At 43.4% G+C, this 23,287-nt stretch carries 19 protein-coding genes; 1 reads left to right on the forward strand and 18 read right to left on the reverse strand.

All coding sequences use genetic code 11. The annotated features are described in order from the left end of the window. Positions 1-19: 19 nt before the first annotated feature. From B7E06_RS17355 to B7E06_RS17415, 14 genes are all read right to left on the reverse strand, one after another. Positions 20-937 carry a diacylglycerol kinase gene (locus tag B7E06_RS17355; RefSeq protein ID WP_082235194.1) on the reverse strand — a complete coding sequence of 306 codons (918 nt, stop codon included), beginning with the start codon at positions 935-937 and terminating at the stop codon, positions 20-22. A gap of 180 nt (positions 938-1,117) precedes the next feature. Then, entirely contained in the window at positions 1,118-2,548 is a 1,431-nt protein-coding gene (gene gatB / locus B7E06_RS17360; RefSeq protein WP_082235195.1) for an Asp-tRNA(Asn)/Glu-tRNA(Gln) amidotransferase subunit GatB, read from the reverse strand. After that, the gene (gatA, locus tag B7E06_RS17365; protein WP_082235196.1) at positions 2,548-4,017 is read right to left on the reverse strand and encodes an Asp-tRNA(Asn)/Glu-tRNA(Gln) amidotransferase subunit GatA; all 1,470 of its coding nucleotides are present in this window, start codon (positions 4,015-4,017) and stop codon (positions 2,548-2,550) included. Before gatA ends, gatB begins: the two co-directional genes overlap by 1 nt. Before the next feature lie 12 nt (positions 4,018-4,029). Continuing rightward, positions 4,030-4,320, reverse strand: a complete 291-nt coding sequence (gene gatC, locus B7E06_RS17370; protein ID WP_082235197.1) for an Asp-tRNA(Asn)/Glu-tRNA(Gln) amidotransferase subunit GatC — start codon at positions 4,318-4,320, stop codon at positions 4,030-4,032. Positions 4,321-4,542: 222 nt separating this feature from the next. Continuing rightward, positions 4,543-6,054: a sodium/proline symporter PutP gene (gene putP / locus B7E06_RS17375; protein WP_082235198.1), complete on the reverse strand. Its 1,512-nt coding sequence runs from the start codon at positions 6,052-6,054 to the stop codon at positions 4,543-4,545. A gap of 6 nt (positions 6,055-6,060) precedes the next feature. After that, positions 6,061-6,189, reverse strand: coding sequence for a hypothetical protein (locus B7E06_RS22270; protein ID WP_281249119.1), 129 nt, complete (start codon positions 6,187-6,189; stop codon positions 6,061-6,063). Positions 6,190-6,570: 381 nt separating this feature from the next. Further along, a complete protein-coding gene (gene pruA / locus B7E06_RS17380) occupies positions 6,571-8,121 on the reverse strand; it encodes an L-glutamate gamma-semialdehyde dehydrogenase (RefSeq protein WP_082235199.1) in 1,551 nt (516 codons plus the stop codon). A 1,017-nt stretch (positions 8,122-9,138) separates the two neighbouring features. Further along, positions 9,139-10,287 (reverse strand): CamS family sex pheromone protein, encoded by a 1,149-nt coding sequence (locus tag B7E06_RS17385; protein ID WP_082235200.1) that lies wholly within the window; start codon positions 10,285-10,287, stop codon positions 9,139-9,141. A 12-nt stretch (positions 10,288-10,299) separates the two neighbouring features. Continuing rightward, the gene (ligA, locus tag B7E06_RS17390) at positions 10,300-12,303 is read right to left on the reverse strand and encodes an NAD-dependent DNA ligase LigA (protein WP_082235201.1); all 2,004 of its coding nucleotides are present in this window, start codon (positions 12,301-12,303) and stop codon (positions 10,300-10,302) included. A gap of 12 nt (positions 12,304-12,315) precedes the next feature. Further along, the gene (pcrA, locus tag B7E06_RS17395; RefSeq protein WP_082235202.1) at positions 12,316-14,541 is read right to left on the reverse strand and encodes a DNA helicase PcrA; all 2,226 of its coding nucleotides are present in this window, start codon (positions 14,539-14,541) and stop codon (positions 12,316-12,318) included. Between the two features lie 25 nt (positions 14,542-14,566). Continuing rightward, the gene (pcrB, locus tag B7E06_RS17400; protein WP_082235203.1) at positions 14,567-15,247 is read right to left on the reverse strand and encodes a heptaprenylglyceryl phosphate synthase; all 681 of its coding nucleotides are present in this window, start codon (positions 15,245-15,247) and stop codon (positions 14,567-14,569) included. A 268-nt stretch (positions 15,248-15,515) separates the two neighbouring features. Further along, positions 15,516-15,818, reverse strand: a complete 303-nt coding sequence (locus B7E06_RS17405; RefSeq protein WP_082235204.1) for a YerC/YecD family TrpR-related protein — start codon at positions 15,816-15,818, stop codon at positions 15,516-15,518. 14 nt (positions 15,819-15,832) lie between these two features. Next, on the reverse strand, positions 15,833-16,825 hold the full coding sequence (locus B7E06_RS17410) for a DUF3048 domain-containing protein (protein ID WP_082235205.1): 993 nt from the start codon (positions 16,823-16,825) through the stop codon (positions 15,833-15,835). Between the two features lie 48 nt (positions 16,826-16,873). Then, positions 16,874-18,619: an adenine deaminase C-terminal domain-containing protein gene (locus B7E06_RS17415; protein WP_082235206.1), complete on the reverse strand. Its 1,746-nt coding sequence runs from the start codon at positions 18,617-18,619 to the stop codon at positions 16,874-16,876. Positions 18,620-18,786: 167 nt separating this feature from the next. On the opposite strand from B7E06_RS17415, the gene B7E06_RS22445 reads away from it, so the two are divergent. Continuing rightward, positions 18,787-18,891 (forward strand): EYxxD motif small membrane protein, encoded by a 105-nt coding sequence (locus tag B7E06_RS22445; protein ID WP_425432209.1) that lies wholly within the window; start codon positions 18,787-18,789, stop codon positions 18,889-18,891. On the opposite strand, the gene purD is transcribed toward B7E06_RS22445, so the two are convergent. From purD to purM, 4 genes are read right to left on the reverse strand one after another with little or no spacing between them, the layout of a single operon-like run. Next, entirely contained in the window at positions 18,856-20,133 is a 1,278-nt protein-coding gene (purD, locus tag B7E06_RS17420) for a phosphoribosylamine--glycine ligase (RefSeq protein WP_082235207.1), read from the reverse strand. The two genes, B7E06_RS22445 and purD, sit on opposite strands and share 36 nt — an antisense overlap. A gap of 16 nt (positions 20,134-20,149) precedes the next feature. Continuing rightward, positions 20,150-21,688, reverse strand: a complete 1,539-nt coding sequence (gene purH, locus B7E06_RS17425) for a bifunctional phosphoribosylaminoimidazolecarboxamide formyltransferase/IMP cyclohydrolase (RefSeq protein ID WP_082235208.1) — start codon at positions 21,686-21,688, stop codon at positions 20,150-20,152. Beyond that, entirely contained in the window at positions 21,685-22,266 is a 582-nt protein-coding gene (gene purN / locus B7E06_RS17430; RefSeq protein WP_082235209.1) for a phosphoribosylglycinamide formyltransferase, read from the reverse strand. The genes purH and purN overlap by 4 nt, the downstream gene beginning before the upstream one ends. Next, entirely contained in the window at positions 22,263-23,285 is a 1,023-nt protein-coding gene (gene purM, locus B7E06_RS17435; RefSeq protein ID WP_082235210.1) for a phosphoribosylformylglycinamidine cyclo-ligase, read from the reverse strand. Before purM ends, purN begins: the two co-directional genes overlap by 4 nt. Between the last annotated feature and the right edge of the window lie 2 nt (positions 23,286-23,287).

The raw sequence follows: 23,287 nt of genomic DNA on the forward strand, positions 1-23,287 counted from the left end.
AACGGCAGCGTCTTTTAGTTTATTCGTTATCTTTTGTGGCTTCAGCAAATTTCTTCTTAGGCACAAAGAAGTCAATGTGCCGATAGAGGTTGACGAACTCTCCAGGGAGCATTCCGCCGAATTCTCCATCGATGTTCAGCTGCATTTTTTCATCTGTTTTTACTTTCACACGGCTCGCTGTCGTATGAATAAATTTAGGATGAGAGAGATGGTTTCCCTGTATGGCTAATGTAGCCAGTCTTACAAATTCAGCAATGTTCATTTTCTCAATGATCATTAAATCAAACACTCCGTCGTTCATCTTGGCTTCAGGTGCAAGCTTCTCAAGTCCACCGACAGAATTTGTATTAGATACAAGGAACAGCATAACCTCTCCCTTATAAATACGTCCGTCACATTCCATTTCCACATAAGTAGGGCGTATAGAAGGAAGCATTTCTATCCCTTTTAAATAATAAGCCAGCTGGCCAAGCACAGTCTTCAGTTTACTTGGTACTTCATATGAGACTTCGGTAATTTTTCCTCCACCGGCAATGTTCATAAAATAATGGCCATTGACACGGCCGATATCTAAAGGTGTTGTAAAATTATCTAAAATGACGTCAACGGCTTGATGAATGTTTCTTGGTAGGCATAATGCCCTTGCAAAGTCATTTGTCGTCCCTACTGGAAGAATACCCAGCTTAGGAATGAACTCCTGCTCAGCAATTCCGTTTATGACTTCATTTATAGTACCGTCTCCGCCTGCAGCAACGACTACATCAAACTTTCTTTCCACAGCAAGTTTTGCTGCCTGTGTAGCGTCTCCGGCACATGTCGTCGCATGTGCGGACGTTTCATAACCAGCCTGTTCCAAACGCTGCAAAATATCTGGAAGAACTTTTCTAAAGATCTCTCTTCCAGAGGTAGGATTATATATAATTCGGGCACGCTGCATACTAAGACCCCCTCATCCATCGTCTCCAAATACCATCATAGCTTGTGTCGTGTTATTTGGAAACTATTTAAATTAGAAACTTTTTGTTTTTTAACGGAAATGGTTATCCATATAAAAAGCACGCACACTTTAGTACGTGCACTTTATATGGACGGAGAGAGGCTCTCCTCCGTCCTATTTTTATCTTTGTTCCATTTCTTCTAAAATGATTTTGTTTACCATAGGTGGGTTTGCTTGTCCTTTTGTTTGTTTCATTACCTGTCCGACAAGAAAACCAAGGGCTTTATCTTTTCCGTTCTTATAATCTTCAATAGATTGCTGGTTGTTATCAAGGATTCCTGTAATAATTTCACGAAGCTGCCCTTCATCTGAAATTTGTACAAGTCCTTTATCTTTAACGATCTTATCAGGATCGCCGCCTTTTTCTACGAGATCGCCAAAGACTTTCTTAGCAATTTTAGAAGAGATCGTGCCATCCTCGATCAGCTTAATCAATTTAGCCAGCCCTTCAGGTGTTAAGGCAAGGTCGCTGAACTCTTTATAATGCTTGTTCATGTAAGCAGACACTTCACCCATCAGCCAGTTGGAAGCCTGTTTAACATCGCCGCCGGCTGCGATCGTCTCTTCATAGAAATCGGACATTTCTTTATTGTTTGTAAGAACCATCGCATCATACGCTGGAAGACCAAGTTCTTCAATGTAACGCTTCTTCCTTGCATCCGGAAGCTCAGGAATTTGGCTGTAAATCCGGTCTTTCCACGCTTCATCAATATGAAGAGGGACAAGATCCGGCTCCGGGAAGTAACGGTAATCGTCTGAACCTTCTTTGACACGCATTAGAATCGTTTCTTTCGTCTGTTCATCATAACGGCGTGTTTCCTGAAGGATTTCTCCTCCAGCCAGAAGAACTTTTTCCTGACGTGTTTCTTCAAACTCAAGACCTTTCTGCACGAAAGAGAAAGAGTTTAAGTTTTTAAGCTCTGTTTTCGTTCCAAACTCTTCTTGGCCAATTGGTCGAAGGGAAAGGTTCGCATCACATCTTAGAGAGCCTTCTTCCATTTTACAGTCAGAAACACCCGTATATTGAATGATGTTTTTTAAAGCCTCTAAGTAAGCATATGCCTCTTTAGGAGAGCGGATGTCTGGCTCTGATACGATTTCTACAAGCGGTGTACCCTGACGGTTATAGTCGACAAGCGAGTATCCGTCATCACTGTGCGTCAGCTTTCCGGCATCCTCTTCCATGTGAAGACGGGTAATGCCGATGCGTTTCTTCACACCGTCAACATCGATATCAATATACCCATTTTCACCGATCGGCTTATCGAATTGAGAAATTTGATAAGCTTTCGGATTATCGGGATAGAAATAATTTTTACGATCGAACTTAGTGTCTGTCGCGATTTCACAGTTAAGCGCCATCGCCGCTTTCATAGCGAAATTTACTGCTTCTTCATTTAATACCGGCAGAACTCCTGGATAGCCCAGGTCAATCGGGTTTACGTTTGTATTGGGATCATCGCCGAACATATTCGGAGAAGGACTAAAGATCTTAGAATTCGTCTTTAATTCTACGTGGACTTCAAGTCCGATTATTGTTTCAAAATTCATTAGCGCGCACCTCCAAGGGACGGGCGTTGTTTATGGAAATCAGTAGCCTGTTCAAAAGCATGAGCTGCACGGTAAACACTCTTTTCATCAAAGTGGCGGCCGATAATCTGCAAGCCAATCGGCAGACCGTCAGAAGAGAACCCGCAAGGCACTGAAATCCCCGGCACTCCAGCCAGGTTAACTGGAATCGTTAAAATATCGTTGGCATACATCGTTAATGGATCATCAATCTTTTCTCCGACTTTAAAAGCAGGAGTTGGCGTTGTCGGTCCAATAATGACATCATAATCTTCAAGAACTTTTTCGAAGTCTTCTTTAATAAGAGTTCGAACCTGCTGGGCTTTTTTATAGTAAGCATCATAGTAACCGGAGCTTAACGCAAACGTTCCAAGCATGATTCGGCGCTTCACTTCATCGCCAAAGCCTTCTGCACGGGAGTTTTTAAACATATCGATCATTGTTCCAGCATCTTCTGTACGCTTGCCGTACCGTACACCGTCAAAACGGGCAAGGTTGGCAGATGCTTCAGAAGAGGAAAGCAGGTAATAAGTGGCTACTGCATACTTAGAATGCGGCAGGGATACTTCTTCCCATGTCGCTCCCAGCTCTTCATATTTTTTCAAGGCAGACTGAACCGCTTCTTTCACTTCTGGAGTTACCCCTTCGCCAAGGTATTCCTTCGGTACAGCTATTTTTAAGCCTTTCACATCACCTGTTAAAGCTTCTGTGTATTTTGGAACCTCTACATCCGCGGAAGTAGAGTCCATGCGGTCATATCCGGCAATGGTTTCAAGCAGATAGGCATTATCTTCTACAGAACGGGTAATCGGTCCAATCTGATCCAGAGAGGATGCGAAAGCAATAAGACCGAAACGGGAAACACGGCCATACGTCGGTTTCAGTCCAACAACACCACAAAAGGCAGCGGGCTGACGGATCGAACCTCCTGTATCTGATCCAAGGGAGAATGGAACTTCGCCTGCTGCTACAGCTGCAGCTGAGCCGCCGCTTGAGCCGCCGGGAACATAGTCGGTATTCCATGGATTACGAGTGCCGTCATAGCTTGAGTTCTCATTTGAAGAACCCATAGCAAACTCGTCCATATTCAATTTACCAATCGTTACAGATTTAGCTTCATTCAGCTTTTGTACAACTGTTGCATCGTAAAGCGGATCTGTAAAGTTATCTAAAAACTGACTGGCAGCGGTCGTCCGCAGCCCTTTCGTTACGATGTTGTCCTTTACTCCAATTGGAAGACCGAAAAGTTTTGCCGCTTCTTCTCCGCGCTTTTCATCCAATTCAGCTGCTTGCTTAAGTGCAGCTTCTTTATTTAATGTAAGGAAAGCTTTGACATGAGCGTCAACTTCCTCAATTCGCTGATAGGATTCCTTCACAAGATCTGTAACAGTGATCTCCTTGCTATGTAGCTTTTCTGTCAGTTCTCTTAAAGAATTTTCAAATAAAGACATAAGTGTCCCTCCTTATTCCAAGATAGATGGTACTTTAAATTGACCATCCTGCTGATCTGGTGCGTTTTTCAGAGCGTCTTCTTTCTCAATCCATTTCTTAGGCTCGTCTTTACGCATGACATTTTTAATATCCAATACGTGTGTTGTAGGTTTAACACCTTCTGTATCCAGTTCATTTAATTGTTCTGCATACGTAATGATATCGTCCAGCTGTTTTGTAAACATATCGGCTTCTTCTTCGGTGATAGCTAAGCGTGCCAAATGAGCCACATGTTTAACCTCTTCTTTGCTAATACGAGACATGTTGTTACCTCCATTTGTTCTTACATAATATATGATCATACCAAAAATCTGTTTTCATACGCAACGTACGGTAATACACCTCTCCTATAATAACATAAAGGAGGATGGCGGGGGAAATGGTGAGAGCCAAGTTTCAGATGAAAAGTTGCTGGTAATACAGAAAGAAAATATCATTTAAAAAAGCCTCTGGCCGAAAGCCAGAGACTTGTTTAGGATCTAAAATTAGCGACGAGTAACTTCCTCAAATTCGGCTTTAACTTCTGGTGCCGGCTTGCCAGCCAGACTGACTAGAATCGCCACAATACCAGATAGTAAGAATCCTGGGACAAGTTCATATAAATCGAAGATGCCTCCACTTAAGAAGTCTGCCCAGACAACAACTGTAACAGCACCAACGATAATACCTGCTAAGGCACCATTACGTGTAATTCCCTTCCAGAACAGGGAGAGAATGATAATTGGTCCAAATGCAGCACCGAACCCTGCCCATGCATATGATACAAGTTCTAATACTGTGCTATCAGGGTTACCTGCAATGAGTACGGCAATTAAAGCAATCCCTGCTACTGCCGCACGTCCTACCCATACAAGCTCACGCTCTGACGCGTTTTTACGGAAAATCGCTTTATAAAAGTCCTCTGCCAGTGCTGAGGAAGATACGAGCAGCTGAGAGTCAATTGTACTCATAATCGCGGATAAAATAGCTGCTAACAGAATACCTGCAATGACAGGATGGAATAAAACTTGAGAGAACGTAATAAAGATTTTTTCTGAGTCGGCAAGCATCTGCATACCGCCTTCGGTCGTTAACGTGACACCAAAGTCATCCAGACCGCTGATATCTTGTGTAGCAATAAAAGCTAAACCAAATAAACCAGTAAAGATTGCACCGTATAGGCCGATAACCATCCAGCCAATTCCGATTAAACGTGCTTTCGGCACATCTTTAGCTGAACGAAGGGCCATAAAACGGACAAGAATATGCGGCTGGCCAAAGTAGCCAAGTCCCCAGGCAAGTGAGGAGATAATAGCCATCGCTCCTACACCTTGTACCATTTGTAAATGGTTGGGATCAATTTGTCCTACGGCATCAACAGCAGCACTGAATCCTCCAAGCTCCTGCATGGCTACGATTGGTACGACAATTAGAGCTAAGAACATTAGAATACCTTGCACAAAGTCTGTCCAGCTTACGGCAAGGAAACCACCTAAGAAAGTATAAGAAATTGTGACAATAGCACCAATCCAAAGAGCTTGTGTGTAGCTCAGTTCAAAGGAAGCTTCAAAGAGTTTTGCTCCGGCAACCATTCCGGAAGAGGTGTAAAAGGTGAAGAATACTAAAATAACAAGTGCGGAAATCACACGTAAGATATGAGAGTGATCGTGAAAACGATTCTCTAAATAGTCTGGAACAGTAATCGAGTCTTGAGCGACCTCTGTATAAACACGTAGACGCTTTGCAACAAACTGCCAGTTTAAGTAAGCACCAATAGCTAAACCTACACCAATCCAAGCTTCTGCTAAACCGGAAGCATATATAGCTCCAGGCAGACCTAACAGCAGCCATCCACTCATATCGGATGCTCCTGCACTTAAAGCGGCAACTCCTGGTCCTAAGCGTCGCCCTCCTAATACATAATCAGATAAATTGCTTGTTAAACGGTATGCGGCAAATCCAATAAGAAGCATACCTATGAGATAAACTATAAAGGTAATTAACGTTGCTGAACCCATGTCTTTTTATTCGCTCCTCCCAGTAAATAGTGTAATGATTGATAAAATGATTAAAAGCGGCATTGGTACAAATAACCAAAACCATGTTACTCCAGCAATTGAGTGCTGCCCTGCTGCGGTTGCTAATTCAAACACATTGTCACCTCCGCTTAATTGTAATATACAGCTCCTATGCATTTTTTGCATAATTCAGAATGCCTGTTTCTTCAGGCATAGAAGCAAAAAAAGCCAAACACAGGTACAACTATAGCATATTATATTTTCAAGAACATTGCAAAAATTATAATATTAACTTTTACTTGTATAATTATTCAATATTTTTGCTTATATATGAAATTTTGTCCTATATATACAATATCTATTCACAAAACTTTATAAATAAAAATTCGAGAAATCTATACACCCTCTCAGTTGGAGGTTGGATATACCTAATCAAATAGTCTTATTAAAGAGAGAGGATACAGATGTTAAAAAAGCTCCTTTTGGTTGTCAAAAGGAGCTTTTAATCTTATAGCATTATAACATCTCAGATGTGGTTTTTCCTTGCATGTGGTGAATCAGGTAATCCGGTCCGCCTGCTTTCGAGTCGGTCCCTGACATGTTAAATCCTCCAAAAGGATGGTAGCCGACGATCGCTGCTGTGCATCCTCTGTTGAAGTAAAGGTTACCGACATGGAAATCTTCCCGGGCTTTTTCCTGGTTTTGACGATTGTTTGTTATGACCGCTCCTGTTAATCCATAATCTGTATTATTCGCGATTTCGATTGCTTCATCAAAGGTTTTTGCCTTAGTAAAGCCAACGATAGGCCCAAAAATCTCCTCCTGCATAATACGGGCTTCCGGATCTAGATCGGCAAAGATTGTCGGCTCTACAAACCAGCCTTTGCTGTCATTGCCTTTGCCTCCTGTAACCAGTTTTCCTTCTTTCTTACCGATCTCAATATATTCAAGAATCTTATCATACGCACCTTGATCAATTACAGGTCCCATATAAGTATCGTGTTTTGTCGGATCTCCGTAAGATACGGATTCTTTTGTTTTCTTCGCTACTCTATCCAGAAGCTCATCATACACATCTTCATGGGCTACTACACGTGAGCAAGCAGAGCACTTCTGCCCTGAGAAACCAAAGGCAGAATACGTAATCGCATCGGCCGCTAATTCTAAATCTGAATCCTTGTCCACGACAATTGTGTCTTTTCCGCCCATTTCAATAATCGTGCGTTTCAGCCACTTCTGACCCGGCTGGACTTTTGCCGCCCTTTCAAAAATTCGGGTACCTACTTCACGTGAACCTGTAAAGCTCACAAACCTTGTGCGCGGGTGATCCACAAGGTAATCTCCTACTTCTTTTCCACTTCCAGGGATATAGTTGATAACTCCTGCCGGCATACCTGCCTCTTCAAGTACTTCCATCATTTTATAAGCAATAATAGGTGTGGCGCTGGCTGGCTTAAGAAGTACGGTGTTTCCGGATACCATAGAAGCCACAGTTGTGCCGCACATAATGGCAAATAAGAAATTCCAAGGAGAAATAACAACACCTACACCTAATGGAATATAATGGAAACGATTATTTTCAATCGGACGGGAATTAACCTCTACCCCTTTATCGATTTCAATCATCTGACGGCCGTAGAATTCCAGGAAGTCGATAGCTTCTGCTGTATCCGCATCCGCTTCTTTCCATGGCTTGCCGGCTTCTTTCACTAGATGGGCGGTAAACTCGTGCTTACGACGGCGGATAATGGCCGCTGCGCGGAAAAGAATGTCTGCACGGAATTGCGCTTTTGTTTTACGCCACCATTTAAAAGTTTCATCAGCGACCTGATGCGCTCTTTCTGCTAAATCCTGATTGGCTTTTGAAACATAACCAATCACTTCTTTTTTGTTAGCTGGATTCACGACTTTAATCTTTTCATCTGTCATAATCCTTTCTCCGCCAATAATAAGTGGATAATCTTTTCCAAGGTTTGCTTCTATACCTTTGATTTCTTCCTCTAATGCCAGACGATTTTCACTCTGTGAAAAATCAGTAAATGGTTCGTGTTTGTATGGTACTACCATAAGTAATCCGCCTCCTGAATGATTAGTTGGGACGCTTTCTTATTTTGGAAAAAATACTAAATTAAGCGCTTCCACAAAATATTTTATCCTAACTCTATTTATTGTTCAAATTCTTTCACTAATTATCCATGATCCCTTTAAAACTTTGCTATTTCCTATCGGGGTGGACTTAGGGGAAGGGTTGTTCCGTTTATCAAGTATGACCTCGTTTTCCGCGGGGAGCCAGTGAGCTAGCTTTTTATACTCACGGATCTCAACTTGGCTCTATCTCTTGAGGACGTTTTAAAAGAAGGATCCGTTTATCAAATGCGGAGAAAAGCGGCTGGAAAATGACTCGCTTCTTCTCATTTTTGAGAAGTGTAATGACGGTTCCGTTTACTTTATAAAGAGAAACGAGGCTGGGAAATAGCTCGCTTTCCGCGGGGAGCCGGTGAGCTAGCTCGTTGCACTCGCGGATCTCACCCTGGCTCTATCTCCCTGCAGGAGTCTCGTCATTTCCCAGCCTCTTTTACCGTGTGCGGTATAAACGTAACACTATAGTTTCAGTAACCTCTCTTAAGGATATGGTTATTTCTTATTCAGTGTTCCGTTACTCCTAATAAACGCAAAGGGCTTGGGGAAACGGCGAGACTCCTATGGGAGGATAGAACAAGGTGAGATCCCGGAAGGCTTTAGCCTGAGGAAACTCACCGTTCGTGAGTTGTTTCCCCAGGCCCGATTCTCTATATTCAGGCAAACGGAACGCTCTGCCCCTTTTATGTGAGGATTAAAGTAGTTTCCTGGGGAGTATTGAACATGGAAAGATCCTGGGATGCTTTAACCTGAGAAAGCTTACAATTCGCCCCTGAAAAGAGAGTCGTTTCCCCCGACCTGTTTTTACAATATGGCAAACGGAATCTCCTATTAAGGAAAATTGAATTCATTTCATATCCACTAAAATCATTACTTTGAAAACAGATTAAATAGACATAAAAAAACTGGCCGAGAAACCTTAAAGGTTTTCAGCCAGCTTTTAAATCACTCATATATGTGAACAAAAGCCTCTTCTTCACCGACTTTTTTAACAATAAGGGCTTCCTGTTTGTCCATACTGTTAATTCGTACCTGTACGGAGTAATGATCCTCAAACATTTCCATGACCAGGCTGTACACATACTGGGTAAACCCAATGACTTCTGTCTGAGAATCAAACTGGATAGGAATATCGATGGTCACTTCCCGCAGTTCATCATCCACGTAAAAGCCATTGGCGATCATACCTACGAAGTTAGGGAAATAATCAGAAACAGATGCTCTAAAGTCCGAGAACTTTTCAGCATCATCGAAGTGCTCTTCCTCTGCCTCAGCTGAAGGAAACAGGATGTTCTCTTCATTGATTTCCTGCCAGTTTTTAACGGAATTATCGTTTCCTCGCGCATTCCCCTTCAATAAGAAGTTACCAGGTGATTCAGAGTTCGCTGATTCTTCTTCATAAATAGCAAATACGACAGGGATGTCTTGCAGGTCTTCCATTCCCCGGATTCTTTCAAGAATTTTCTGCGCATATTCCTTGCCTTTTTCAATGGATTCACTCGTTGGAATTTCTTGTGAGTAATCGCGTCCTTCTGCTGTGAAATTATAGGCAGATCTCATTGTAATTCCAATTGTCAGACCGGAAAGCTCTACCACATCATCTTCTGTACGGACAAGATAATCCTGCTCTACAATATTAGAGATGTATCTTGGCGTCTCGCGAAAATCCTTTTCTGAAGCTTCTTCCTCATTTAAAGCAGGATTGAGACCATCAGGGTTATTTTCTTTATCATAACGGGACAGCCAGCTCAGGATCGTGTCATCGTCTAAATATTGACCCGGCTGAAAAAAATAGTCTTTCGGATCATAATGTTCTTTAGAATGACGCATCATCCCGCGTTCAAATTCGGCGATATCCAGACGGTTTCCCATCTGGTTCATCGTCACTCCGCGGGCAGCTGAGATCTTTTTGCTTCCGTCCGTTAAGATCATTCTATAATTATCATCTTCTAAATCATAATTAGGGATGATCGCTTTTTCATCACTGTTTTCTTCTGTCGTTTCCCGTACCACTTCGTCGGTAGTATCATAAACGGGGGTACACGCGCTGACCAATAGGATGACAGCCAGCAATAGTGCGTGCAGCTTCCTCATATCCTCCACTCCCTAATCCTCTAAGGCATTCGCAAAATCTTCTTCATTCCAAACTTCGATGCCCAGCTCTTCGGCTTTTGTAAGCTTTGAACCGGCGTCTTCCCCTGCGATCAGAAGGTCTGTCTTTTTACTGACACTTCCTGTCACTTTACCGCCAAGCTCCTGAACTATATTTTTTGCTTCTGAACGTGTATAGTTCTCCATTTTTCCAGTTAACACAATGGTCTTGCCATTAAAAGGTGAGTCTTCAGGGCCTTCGTTTAACAGGGGGCCGTTGTATTCCATATTGAGCCCTTCCTGTTTTAAAGCATGAATCAGCTCATGCACTTGCGGCTTATCAAAATAACGGGCAATGGAATCAGCCATTTTCTCTCCGATTTCAGGAATCTGTACAAGACGATCCGCATCGGCTTCCATCAGCTTATCCATTACTCCAAATTCCTGGGCCAGCGTGCTCGCTGCTTTCGTTCCGACATAGCGGATACCTAAGCCAAAGAGTAGTTTCTCTAAGGAGTTTTCTTTTGAGGCTTCAATTGCTTTTAACAGGTTATCTACCGACTTTTCCCCCATACGCTCTAACTGAAGGAGCTCGTCCCTGTCGAGCTTGTACAGATCGGAAATATTATGGATCAGTTCTTCTTGAAAAAGCTGGGCGATTACTTTTTCGCCTAGTCCTTCAATATCCATAGCATTTCTTGATACGAAATGGATTAAGGCTTCCCGCAGCTGTGCCTGACAGTTAGGGTTAATACAGCGAAGAGCCACTTCTTCTTCCAGCCGAACGAGTTTACTGCCGCATTCAGGGCAGGTTTCAGGCATTGAGAAAGGTTCCTCTTCTCCTGTTCGTTGATCATCCAGTACGCGGACGACTTCCGGAATAATGTCTCCGGCTTTTTTGATTATGACAGTATCACCGATTCGGATGTCTTTTTCACGGATTAAATCTTCATTATGAAGAGAAGCACGCTGAACCGTGGTACCTGCGACCTGCACAGGTTCAAGAATAGCTGTCGGGGTTACGACGCCTGTTCGGCCAACGCTAAGTTCTATGGTTATAAGCTTTGTCACAGCTTCTTCAGCAGGGAATTTAAAAGCGGTTGCCCATCTCGGGCTTTTCGCTGTAAATCCTAATACTTTTTGCTGGTCCAGCCTGTCTACTTTAATCACAATTCCATCAATTTCATAATCCAAATCCGCTCTATGCTCAATCCAGCCGTTAACATATTCGATCACTTCATCAATGTTTTTACACTTTTTCCATTCAGGGTTCGTTTTAAGTCCCAGCTGTTTCATCCGTTCCAGCCGCTCACTATGTGACTTGGATGCTTCCCCCTGCCATTCACCGACACCATACAGAAAGATATCCAGGTTTCGCTTAGCAGCAATTCTCGGATCAAGCTGCCTTAAGGATCCGGCTGCCGCGTTTCTCGGATTGGCAAAAACCATTTCGCCTTTTTCTTCGCGTGCCTTATTCATGCTTAAAAACGATTTTTTCGGCATGAAAGCTTCTCCTCGGACTTCAATGGTCTCAGGAGCATCCAAACGCAGCGGGATGGTTCGAATTGTACGAAGGTTAGCTGTAATGTCTTCACCTGTCGTTCCATCTCCTCGGGTAGCTCCCCGTACAAGCAAGCCATCCTCATACTTCAATGAAACAGCAAGTCCATCAATTTTTAACTCGCATACATAGGAGACCTCTTCTTCCGTCCCTTGCCGGGCCCGTCTGTCAAAATCTCTGAGCTCCTGTTCGTCAAAGGAGTTTCCGAGACTTAACATCGGAACATTGTGTCTTACCTTTTGAAAAGCATCCAGCGGCTCTGAACCAACTCGCTGAGAAGGCGAATCTGCCGTAATGAGTTGTGGAAATTCAGTTTCAATATCTAACAGCTCACGCAATTTTTTATCATATTCATCATCTGAAACACTTGGCTGGTCAAGGGTATGGTATTCATAGTTATAGCGGCGGAGTTGTTTTCTTAAGGTTTCCAGCTTCTCTTTAGCTTCGGTTTGTTTCATACGAACACTTCCTTACGCTTTCTTAATAGGGGCAAACTTAGCCAGTAACCGTTTAATCCCAGTTGGAGCAGGAAACGCAATATCAAGCTCCATCGCTTCCCCTTCTCCTTTAACTTTTACGACAGTTCCTTCTCCCCATTTGTTATGAACAGCTTTATCACCCGGCTGCCAGGTGACCTTCTCTCCTCCTGAGGTCTGTTTCTCGATACGCTGCGGTGCTCTTCTTTTTGGAGAAGACGGCTTGGCACTGCTTTTCTCTTTCATTTGGTTGAAAAATGGAAGCGTCTCTTTCTCTTCTTTTCCATCAAGGAGATCCTGTGGAATTTCACCGATAAACCGGCTGACAGGGTTCATGTTCGTCCTGCCGAAAAGTGTACGCATTTTTGCATGTGTAATAAACAGCCGTTTCTCTGCCCTTGTAATGCCCACATAGCATAAACGACGTTCTTCTTCCATCTCATTATCGTCCATTAAGGAACGACTGTGCGGGAATACATTTTCTTCCATACCAATAAGGAAGACGACAGGAAACTCAAGCCCTTTGGCAGAGTGAAGCGTCATGAGTGTCACCGTGTCATCACTGGCTGGATCATCGTTCATCGAATCGATATCAGCAATCAAGGCGAGGTCTGTTAAAAAGGAGACTAGCGTTTTATCCTCGGAAGTTTCTTCAAAGTTCTTCGTAACTGTTTTGAATTCTTCAATGTTTTCGATTCGGCTCTGGGCTTCCAAGGATTTCTCATTTCTAAGCATTTCTTCATATCCAGTAGTTTCAATGACCTGGTCGACCATATCTGTTGCTGATAAAAATTCCTGCTGCTGTGTCCAGTTTTTAATCATCATGTAAAAATTCATGATTGACTTGGCGGCTTTGGTGCTGACTCCCACAAAATCAATCTCTGCGGAAGCCTCATATAGTGAAATATCATGGTCTGCAGCGTATGCCTGTAGTTTCTCCAGACTCGTCTTTCCTACACCGCGTTTTGGTTCATTAACGACACGCTGGTAACTAAGATCATCATTAGGATTAGCGATTAGACGTAAGTAGGCGAGCAGGTCCTTGATTTCTTTACGGTCGTAGAACTTTGTCCCGCCGACCATTTGATAGGGAATCCCGGCTTTAACGAATGTTTCCTCAATAGAACGCGATTGGGCATTTGTCCGGTAAAGGATGGAAATATCCTGATATTTAAATTCACCGCTTCTTATTAAATCTTCAATTTGATCTGTAATATAAAGAGCTTCGTCACGCTCCGTTCCCGCTTCTTTATACTGAATTTTAGTTCCTCCGCTATTGTCTGTCCAAAGATTTTTAGCTTTTCGTCCTGAATTATTTTTAATGACCTGATTGGCTGCATTTAAAATAAGTTCGGTGGACCGATAGTTCTGCTCAAGCAAAATTGTACGCGCTGTGGGATAGTCCTTTTCAAAGGATAAGATATTCGTGATATCCGCTCCGCGCCAGCGATAAATGGACTGATCAGAATCCCCCACAACACAGAGGTTCTGATAGCGGCTTGCTAAGTGATTAACGAGCTGATACTGGGCATGGTTCGTATCCTGATACTCATCGACATGAATGTATTGGAAGCGGCGCTGATAGTACTCCAAAACTTCCGGCAGACGTTCAAAAAGGGTTAACGTCTGCATAATTAAGTCATCAAAGTCGAGAGACTGATTTTTACGCAGCTTCTTCTGGTAAAACTTATACACTTGGGCAATCTGCTCTTCATGGATCGAAGAGGCTTCCTTTTCATAAGCTTCGGGAGTGATCAGCTCGTTCTTTGCGTTACTGATCGCGCCCAGCATCGCACGGGGATCCCATTTCTTTGGATCCAGATTCAATTCTTTTAAAACCTGCTTAATGACAGAAAGCTGGTCACTAGAATCTAAAATAGAAAAATTACGATCATAGCCAATACGATCAATGTCCCTGCGTAAAATCCTTACACACATAGAGTGAAACGTAGACATCCAGATTTTATCTGCTTGAGATCCGACAAGCTTTTCAACACGATCTTTCATTTCTCGTGCCGCTTTATTTGTAAAAGTAATAGCTAACACGTTTCTCGGTGAAACGTCCTTCTCTTCCATCAGGTAAGCGATCCGATGGGTTAACACCCTCGTTTTTCCACTTCCTGCTCCGGCCATAATTAACAGCGGTCCTTCCGTATGAGTAACCGCATTTCGCTGTTGTTCATTCAATCCTTTGACTAAAGGATGCATCGCTTGAGTCATAAGGACACCTTCCTTTTTTAATATATTATTTACAGGCTTCTACCGTTCGTAACGCTGCCTGAATGTCTTTATATATAATATTGCCGACAACGATGACATCCGCATACTGCTTCATCATTTGTGCCTGCTCTTTTGTCTCGATCCCTCCGCCATAAAAAAGAAGGGTATGATTAAGTTCTCTTTTGACTTGCTTCACGAGCTCGGGATCTCCCCATGTTCCACTATACTCTAAGTAAAAAATCGGCAGATGAAACATGTGCTCCGCTATTTGAGCATAAGCGACTGCGTCGTTAGCTGTCGGCAGCTGACAGCTTGTCTCCTGATAAACCTTTGCCTCATCATTCATGACACAATATCCTTCAACGAGTAGATCGTTCCATGTAATAAGATCACCATATTCTTTCACGGCATGATGGTGGAGTCCAATAATGAACTGCCTGTCTCTACTGTTTAAAACGGAAGGAATTAAATAGCCGTCAAACCCTGGCATAATCGCTTCCAGGTTGGAAAGCTCCAGAACACAGGGGATGTCATACTGCTGCACTCTTTCCCACAGATCAAACACTTTATTGAAGGTTACTCCGTCTGTTCCTCCGATGATCAAGGCATCTGTGCCTGAATGACAGATCATTTGAAGAGAAGATTCCTGAAGAGGCTTATTAGGATCCAGTTTAAAAACATGCTGCCAGTTCTTAACTTGTAACAAGGGTTTATTCCTCCAAGTTCGATTTGTCCATTCATATATTATAGCATTTTTTCACGTTCTACATAAATTGATCGTCTAGTTTTTACGAAAGAAATATAAACCAGTGTGCATACGGGAAACCTTCCTGCTTTTTCGTCGTTTCTCTCCGCTCTTTCGGCCTTTCTTCCCTCTCTTTCGGCACTTTTCTCCGTGCTTTCGACACTATCCTCCCCCTTTCAACAAAACAAAAAAATCCTCCGGATAAATCACCGAAGGACTGGTATAGCATTTATTTTGTTTTATTCTCTTGCACACGATCCAGCGCCAGGGTGTAGGCGTCATTGCCATAGTTTAAGCAGCGTTTCACCCGGGAGATTGTCGCTGTGGATGCCCCTGTTTCTGTTTCGATCTTATGATAAGTGTAGCCTTCTCTTAACATTCGAGCGACTTCGAGGCGCTGAGCCAGTGACTGGACTTCATTCATCGTGGCCAGGTCGTCAAAGAACTCATAACATTCTTCTACATTATTCAGTGATAAAATGGCTTCGAACAATTGATCGAGGGTTTTCCCTCGTAATTTATCAATCTGCACTGATTTCCCTCCCATTACTCTGTTGTTACGGTGCCAGGATCTTCAGGTATAATATTCACCCATGTCTGCCCCTTCACAAAAGAGACAAGATGACCATTTTTATATGGCAGTAATCGACCCTTTATATTCTTCCATTCTACATCAAATTGCCGGCCTTTTTGCAACAAATAACCTTTACCTCCTGTGGAAAGGTCAATATTTCGCCGGCCTTCTTCGTCTATTATTTCATGTGGAGCATGAATAATAAATACATTATCAAGGGAAATTTGGTCTTCTGTCTCCTGATCTACGCTCGGTTCTCCATTACTGAAACGAAGATACTTTTCACTCTTTTGCTCATATTCATAATGGACGATTTCTTCCTGCGCATAAGTGATCGTTACTTTGTTTGCTGTTTCCCCTTCTTCTTCTGCTCCTTCACTAAATGGCAAGGGGTCAATGTCTTTCTTCATTTGATACCCTTTGCTCTGTATGAGCATATCGATCCCATTTGTAAGCAAATAAGAGTTATGGGGAGCCTGTCGGTCTTCCGTTCTTTTAAACAGCATCCTGTCATTATCATATTTCGCACCGTCCGCGTAGTCAATGCCGCTGTTGCTGACCTGTTGATTAATAAAAGCAGCTGCGCCATGGTAAGTATAAATTCCATCAAATCCTTTGGCAATCTCCATATAATATGGACGGGCACTTCGCACAGGTCCAATCGTTTCCGGCAGGCGGCTTTGGTAAAGAGCTAAAAACCTTGTAATCGGCCCTTCAGCTAATGCTTCATAAACAACATCCGCTTTACTCAGACCTGACTGTGGCCGGGCTTTCACATGATTATTAACCATAACTGCTATCACCCGATCATCCACAGGTTCTTCACTGCTTTCCCCTGTTAGAGGATAAACGTATGAAGAGCCATCGATCTCCTCGCGGCCGTCATCGGTCTTACCTTCCCCTTTATTGCAGGCGGCAAGAAATACAATCAGGACGAACAGAAACAAGATCCCTGACTTTTTCATTTTCATATACCCCTCATTAAAAAGTTATTTCTCTCTCTAACTTCTATTTTACCTCATTATAGCGGGGTATAGAACCTCATTCTTTTTCACATCCATTAATCCTTGAGGTGTAATGCGGACAAATGGCAGGTGAACAGAGGATAGGAATAAAAGCGTATATACAGGGTCATCGAATTTAAATCCGTAGTTCTTGAGATGTTTTTTCAGCTTGACTTCTTCTTTCATTAACTTGTCCATTGGCAGATCTGCCATCATTCCGGATAGGGAAAGAGGGAGTTCGAAGATTACTTTTCCTTGGTCCACCAGGACAATACCGCCGCCTATTTCTTTCATTCGGTCAAATGCAATCTTCATATCTTTGCGCGACTTGCCTAGTATTATAACATCTCCAGTATTGGAATATGTGCTGATTAATCCGCCAAGAGAATTTGTAAACCCTTTCAGTATTGTGTTTACTTTCCACTTTCCTTCACGATCCATTAGGGTGAGGAATGCTTCATGATGATCGTGAGATAGTCTTTCAACGGAAGCCTCAATATCCACAGGGTAAGGCTTCATGATCACATCGTTTGCCATTTCCATTCCAACAGGCATGGAAAACTGCAGATCGTCTTCTGTCAGACTCCACGCGAGATCAAGAGGTTTTACTCCGTGTTTTGTCCAGTTAATTTCCGAATGGTCTTTCACAAGCTTTCCATCTTTTTTCACCCATTCGCCCTTAGCTATGACAGCATGGGGATGCGGGTTTTTCGGATCGGACAGGAAATTAAGATGGGCGACCCTTCCAGGAGCAAGACTGCCTACTCGGTCTTCTATGCCAAAGTGTCGAGCTGCCTGATAGGATCCCATCATATAGGCATCAATCGGATCAATTCCTTTTTCAATCGCGATTTGAATGCATGGATTAATGATTCCCTCACTATAAAAACCCGGCGTAGAACCATCAGTTGTAAACATCATATGGTCAAAGCTTTGAATATTTTTCTCCAATAGACCATCCAAAATTTTCGGCAGGTCAGGGCGGATGGAGGAATATCGCAGACCTGTCTGATAACCGAAGCTCAGACGTTCAATCACTTCATCTGCTGTCATGGATTCATGTTCTGAATCTATGCCGAGCAGTCTCATTTTCACAAGGGTTCTCCAGGATGCCCCTGGAAGGTGACCTTCTAAAGGTTTACGTGACCGCTTCGTCTCTTGCATACGGTAAAGCGTTTGATCGTCTCCGCCGTAAAGCACGCGGGGCCACGCTGTCAGTTCCCCTCCTTGAATGACAGCATCATGCTGGATCCACGGAAGAATCTGTTCATCAAATGCAGCCTGCTCGTCTTCCTGTAAGGCAGACTGCGAATCAAACCTCGCCCACCAGAAGACGCTGGCTGATAGATTCATGAATTCTTCAAGCAGGTCAAAAGCCTGCGTCTGATCAGTTAAGAACAGCCACATTAAATTATCATTAATCAATGTGGTCGTGCCTGTCTGGACTGCATAATCAGCCAGACTCCGGGGATTATATAACTGAAATGGATGAGCATGAGGCTCTACGTATCCTGGGACAACAAATGTGCCTTCTGCATCTATAATTTCTGTTCCTTCCAAGTTAGCCGGGAGCTCTTGTCCAGTATATATAATTCTGTCTTCATATATCCAAATGTGGCCGTTCAGCCATTGTTTGAGATAAACGTTTAAGTATGTTGTGTTTTTTATAAGTTTTGTAGGTGCCAGCTTTCCGTCTATGACAGCCGTATGTTCTCTAAGCTGTCGATTTCGCCAGCGGAAGCGTTGTTCATTCATGGAGCTCCCCCCTGATTCATTTGTTTTATAGTAACACAGGATGAAACCGTTCGCTAAGCAAAAAGAAAACGCTTTATTTACAATTTTGTGTCCAAATACACTTATCCATTCAAAAAAACAAAAAAAGACGGGCAAGCCCGTCTTTTTAAAGAAAAGGATGTGATTCAATGGATTTCCTGGAATACTTGACTGACGTAGGGTTTGTAATCTCCGTTATTATTGGTACAATCGCAGCATTACTCTATGTTTTGATCAGAAGAAACAGAGACTGAGCGTCCGATATCCTTTCTGTAAAAGAACTTATCCTGGGGTTCAAAGGCCTCTAAAGTGTGATACACCTTATCGAGTGAATCGGACAATGTTTTTCCTTTTGCTCCGAACAAAAGAACCCGGCCGCCGTCCGATACGTAATTTGCTCCGTCCTTTTTTGTTCCTGCATGAATGGAAAACACCTCTGTTTCACGATTCCATTTCGGTAGCTGTACACCCTTTTCGTAAGGACCTGGATAACCTGCAGATGCTACAACAACTCCAGCACAGGCCTCTTTTGAAAATCGAAGCTTTGGATCTTTGTTATCCAGCACATCCATAATGACCTGTACGAGATCATTTTCAAGAAGCGGCAGAACAACCTGTGTTTCAGGATCACCAAAGCGCGCATTAAATTCGATGACTTTTGGGCCTTGCTCTGTCTGAATTAATCCCGCATACAGTATCCCTGTAAAAGAACGATCTTCCTCAATAAGTGCCCGAGCGGTTGGGATTAAAATATGATCGACAGCGTATTGATAGGTCTCTTCTGTCACTACACGTGATGGAGCAAAGGCTCCCATCCCGCCCGTATTTGGTCCTTCATCATTTTCATATGCTCGCTTATGGTCTCTCGCCGTCACCATTGGGTAGACATTTTCACCATGGACAAAGGCCATCAGTGAATATTCCTCCCCTTCCAGAAATTCTTCAATGACGATTTCCGAACTCGCTTCACCGAACTGATGATCCAGCAGCATATCTTCTACAGCCTGAATCGCCTGTTCTATGGTTTCTGCAACGACAACGCCTTTTCCTGCCGCCAGCCCGTCGGCTTTTATAACGATAGGTGCTCCTTTTTCCCGAAGATATTTCTTTGCCTTTTCAGCATCGGTAAAGGCGGCATACTCTGCTGTCGGTATGTCATATTTATGCATCAGCTGTTTCGCAAAATGCTTACTTCCTTCGATGAGTGCTGCAGACTTTGTCGGGCCGAATACTTTGAGTTCTGCCTGCTTAAAGCTGTCAACAATTCCTTCAAGAAGTGGGTTTTCAGGGCCGACAAACGTAAGATCCACCTGCTGTTCTTTTGCAAATTTCACAAGCTGTTCATGATCGGTTTCTGTAATTGGCAGGCATTCGGCCTGTTCCTCCATGCCGGCATTTCCAGGGGCTGCATAGACTTGCGACACCTGAGGACTTTTGGCAAATTTCTGGACTAAGCTGTGTTCACGGCCGCCGCGGCCAATGACTAATACCTTCATTTCGTCAGCTCCTCTTTTAATGTTTAAAGTGACGCATTTTTGTAAAGACCATAGCAATTCCATGTTTATTACAGGCATCAATTGAATCCTGGTCACGCTTTGATCCGCCTGGCTGAATAATCGCCGTAATGCCAGCCTCGGCTGCGGCTTCAACTGTATCAGGCATTGGGAAAAAGGCATCTGAAGCCATAATTGCTCCTTTTGCTTGTTCGCCTGCCTGTTCAAAGGCAATTTTCGCTGCTCCCACTCTGTTCATCTGTCCTGCGCCTACACCTAGTGTCTGATCAGCTTTTGCCACGACGATTGCATTAGATTTCACATGTTTTACGACCTTCCAGCCAAGCTCCAGGTCTTTAAGCTCCTGCTCGTCAGGCTGGCGCTCTGTTGCAACTTCTAGTTCGACATCTTCAAGTGATCCTTCATCTGTATCCTGGACAAGCAGGCCGCCGCTGACGGATGTAAGCTTTTGAGTCTGCGTCTCTGGCTTGTTCATTTCTACTTTTAATAAGCGTAAGTTCTTTTTCGCTGTCAAAATATCGAGGGCCTCCTGGCTGAAAGAAGGGGCGATAACAATTTCAAGGAAAATCTCTTTTAATTTAGCAGCTGTCTCGCCATCCACTTCGCGGTTAAGGGCCACGATGCCTCCAAAAATAGAAACCGGGTCAGCTGCATAAGCCTTGCTATATGCTTCAAATAAATCTTTTCCAATTCCTACACCACATGGATTCATATGCTTAACCGCAACGGCTGCCGGCTCAGTAAATTCCAGTACGACATCAAGGGCGGCATTGGCATCCTGAATGTTGTTATAAGAAAGCTCTTTTCCATTCAGCTGCTCTGCATAGGCAAGCGAAGCTCCTTTATGGTTGGCTTTTTTATAAAAAGCAGCTGTCTGATGAGGGTTTTCTCCATAACGAAGCGACTGAACCTTCTCGTATGTAACGGTATAGGTTTCCGGATACGCTTCTTCGACAAGTTCTGCAAAATAACCCGCGATCATTGCATCATAGTTGGCTGTATGACGGAAAACCTTGGCCGCAAGTTTTCTGCGTGCTTCGAAAGATAAATCTTCAGATTGAAGGCTGTTAAGAACTCCTTCATAATCCTCAGGGTCAACGATCACCACTACGTCTTCAAAGCTTTTAGCTGCTGAGCGAAGCATAGTAGGACCGCCGATATCAATATTTTCAATAGCATCGGCTTCTGTAACGTCCGGTTTAGCAATCGTTTCTTTAAAAGGATATAAATTAACGACTACTAGATCAATGGTTTCAATATTAAGCTCATCCAGCTGACGCATATGGTCTTTATTGCTCCGTTTAGCCAAAAGACCTCCGTGGACAGAAGGATGCAGAGTTTTCACACGTCCATCCATGATCTCAGGGAATTCTGTTACTTCAGAGATAGAAAGTACAGGAAGGCCTGCTTCTTCAATGGCACGTTTTGTTCCTCCTGTAGAAATAAGTTCATATCCTAATTCCACAAGGCCCTTTGCAAAGTCTGTAAGACCGGCTTTATTTGATACGCTGAGCAGTGCACGTTTAGTTGTAGTCATTTAGCTTCCTCCTTGGTGAGTAATGATTGAATGACACGCGGATATAGCTTATGTTCAACCGCCTGGATTTTCTTTTGAACCTCTTCCTTTTTGTCACTTTCCGTAATCGTAATGGCCTCCTGGGCGATAATCGGTCCGGTATCCATTCCATCATCAACGAAGTGAACCGTAACTCCCGTTACCTTTACCTTTTTAGCCACAGCCTGTCCAATCGCGTCCTTGCCTGGAAAAGCAGGAAGAAGGGAAGGATGAATATTAATAATACGGTTATGGTAGGCTTCAAGCAGGGTTGGGCCGATCAGACGCATATAGCCGGCAAGGATAATCCATTCGACCCCTTTATCTCGGCAGTCTGCGAGTAGTGCCGACTCATAGGCCTTTTTATCAGAAAAGGATTTAGGATGATACACAACGGTGTCTACTTCTCTTTTCTGCGCTTTTTCAATCACACCTGCCTTGATGTTATCAGAAACGAGAAGACAGACTTCGGCATCCAGCTCTCCTGATTCTACAGCGTTCATAATGGCATCAAAGTTTGAACCTGTTCCTGATGCGAATACGGCTATTTTATTGCTCATGTCCACTGAATTCCTTCTTCGGCTGTGACTTGACCAATTTTTACAGCTTTTTCTCCCTGTTCACTTAAGATACGAAGAGCTGTATCTGCTTCTTGTTCTTCCACAAGTGCGACCATTCCAATCCCCATATTAAATACTCCAAACATATCTTCTACGGAGAGGTTTCCCTGTTCCTTAAGGAAGTTAAAAACCTCAGGAATTTCCCAGCTTTTTTCCTCAATAGAGACACCGAATCCCTCAGGAAGGGTGCGGGGAATGTTTTCATAAAAACCTCCGCCTGTTACATGGGCCAGTCCTTTAATTTGCACTTGTTCTTTTAAAGCTTTAAGTGCTTTGACATAAATTTTTGTCGGTGTTAAAAGCACTTCACCTAACGGCTGACTAAAAGGTGAATACACTTCCGTTAAATCAAGGTTATGCTCTTCAATAATCTTACGTACTAATGAAAAACCGTTGGAATGAACCCCGCTTGATGGAAGTCCGATTAAAACGTCTCCAGGTTGTACAGATTCTCCTGTAATCAGCTGTTCTTTGTCAGCCATACCAACAACGAAGCCGGCTAAATCATATTCTTCCGGTTCATACATCCCCGGCATTTCCGCTGTTTCCCCGCCGACAAGGGCGCAATTGGACTGTTCACAGCCATCGGCTATACCCTTGACAATCTGTTCTATTTTCTCTGGCTCATTTTTCCCGCACGCGATGTAATCGAGAAAAAGAAGAGGATCTGCTCCCTGAGCCGCTATATCATTGACACACATGGCGACGACGTCGACCCCGATTGTGTCATGTTTGTTCATTTCAAAAGCCAGCTTTAGCTTTGTCCCTACACCATCCGTCCCCGTTACAAGGACAGGATGGTTATAGGTCAGCGAACTGATATCAAATAAGCCGGCAAAAGACCCTAAGCCGCCGATGACTTCTGGTCTCATCGTCCGCTTTACATGCTTTTTCATCAGGTCAACAGCCTGGTAGCCGGCTTCCACATCGACTCCGGCCTTCTTATAAGATTGGCTCATAG

This window comes from Halobacillus massiliensis, assembly GCF_900166625.1.
GTDB lineage: Bacteria > Bacillota > Bacilli > Bacillales > Halobacillaceae > Halobacillus_A > Halobacillus_A massiliensis.

What these genes read in the sequence shown, in the direction of transcription:
- purD (WP_082235207.1), bottom strand. Translation starts at nt 20,133, where the DNA reads ATGAAGGTATTAGTCATTGGCCGCGGCGGCCGTGAACACAGCTTAGTC.
- purN (WP_082235209.1), bottom strand. Translation starts at nt 22,266, where the DNA reads ATGAGCAATAAAATAGCCGTATTCGCATCAGGAACAGGTTCAAACTTT.
- B7E06_RS17385 (WP_082235200.1), bottom strand. Translation starts at nt 10,287, where the DNA reads ATGAGGAAGCTGCACGCACTATTGCTGGCTGTCATCCTATTGGTCAGC.
- purH (WP_082235208.1), bottom strand. Translation starts at nt 21,688, where the DNA reads ATGACTACAACTAAACGTGCACTGCTCAGCGTATCAAATAAAGCCGGT.
- purM (WP_082235210.1), bottom strand. Translation starts at nt 23,285, where the DNA reads ATGAGCCAATCTTATAAGAAGGCCGGAGTCGATGTGGAAGCCGGCTAC.
- pruA (WP_082235199.1), bottom strand. Translation starts at nt 8,121, where the DNA reads ATGGTAGTACCATACAAACACGAACCATTTACTGATTTTTCACAGAGT.
- putP (WP_082235198.1), bottom strand. Translation starts at nt 6,054, where the DNA reads ATGGGTTCAGCAACGTTAATTACCTTTATAGTTTATCTCATAGGTATG.
- B7E06_RS17410 (WP_082235205.1), bottom strand. Translation starts at nt 16,825, where the DNA reads ATGAAAAAGTCAGGGATCTTGTTTCTGTTCGTCCTGATTGTATTTCTT.
- gatC (WP_082235197.1), bottom strand. Translation starts at nt 4,320, where the DNA reads ATGTCTCGTATTAGCAAAGAAGAGGTTAAACATGTGGCTCATTTGGCA.
- gatB (WP_082235195.1), bottom strand. Translation starts at nt 2,548, where the DNA reads ATGAATTTTGAAACAATAATCGGACTTGAAGTCCACGTAGAATTAAAG.
- B7E06_RS17355 (WP_082235194.1), bottom strand. Translation starts at nt 937, where the DNA reads ATGCAGCGTGCCCGAATTATATATAATCCTACCTCTGGAAGAGAGATC.
- gatA (WP_082235196.1), bottom strand. Translation starts at nt 4,017, where the DNA reads ATGTCTTTATTTGAAAATTCTTTAAGAGAACTGACAGAAAAGCTACAT.
- B7E06_RS17415 (WP_082235206.1), bottom strand. Translation starts at nt 18,619, where the DNA reads ATGAATGAACAACGCTTCCGCTGGCGAAATCGACAGCTTAGAGAACAT.
- B7E06_RS22445 (WP_425432209.1), top strand. Translation starts at nt 18,787, where the DNA reads ATGGATTTCCTGGAATACTTGACTGACGTAGGGTTTGTAATCTCCGTT.
- pcrA (WP_082235202.1), bottom strand. Translation starts at nt 14,541, where the DNA reads ATGACTCAAGCGATGCATCCTTTAGTCAAAGGATTGAATGAACAACAG.
- ligA (WP_082235201.1), bottom strand. Translation starts at nt 12,303, where the DNA reads ATGAAACAAACCGAAGCTAAAGAGAAGCTGGAAACCTTAAGAAAACAA.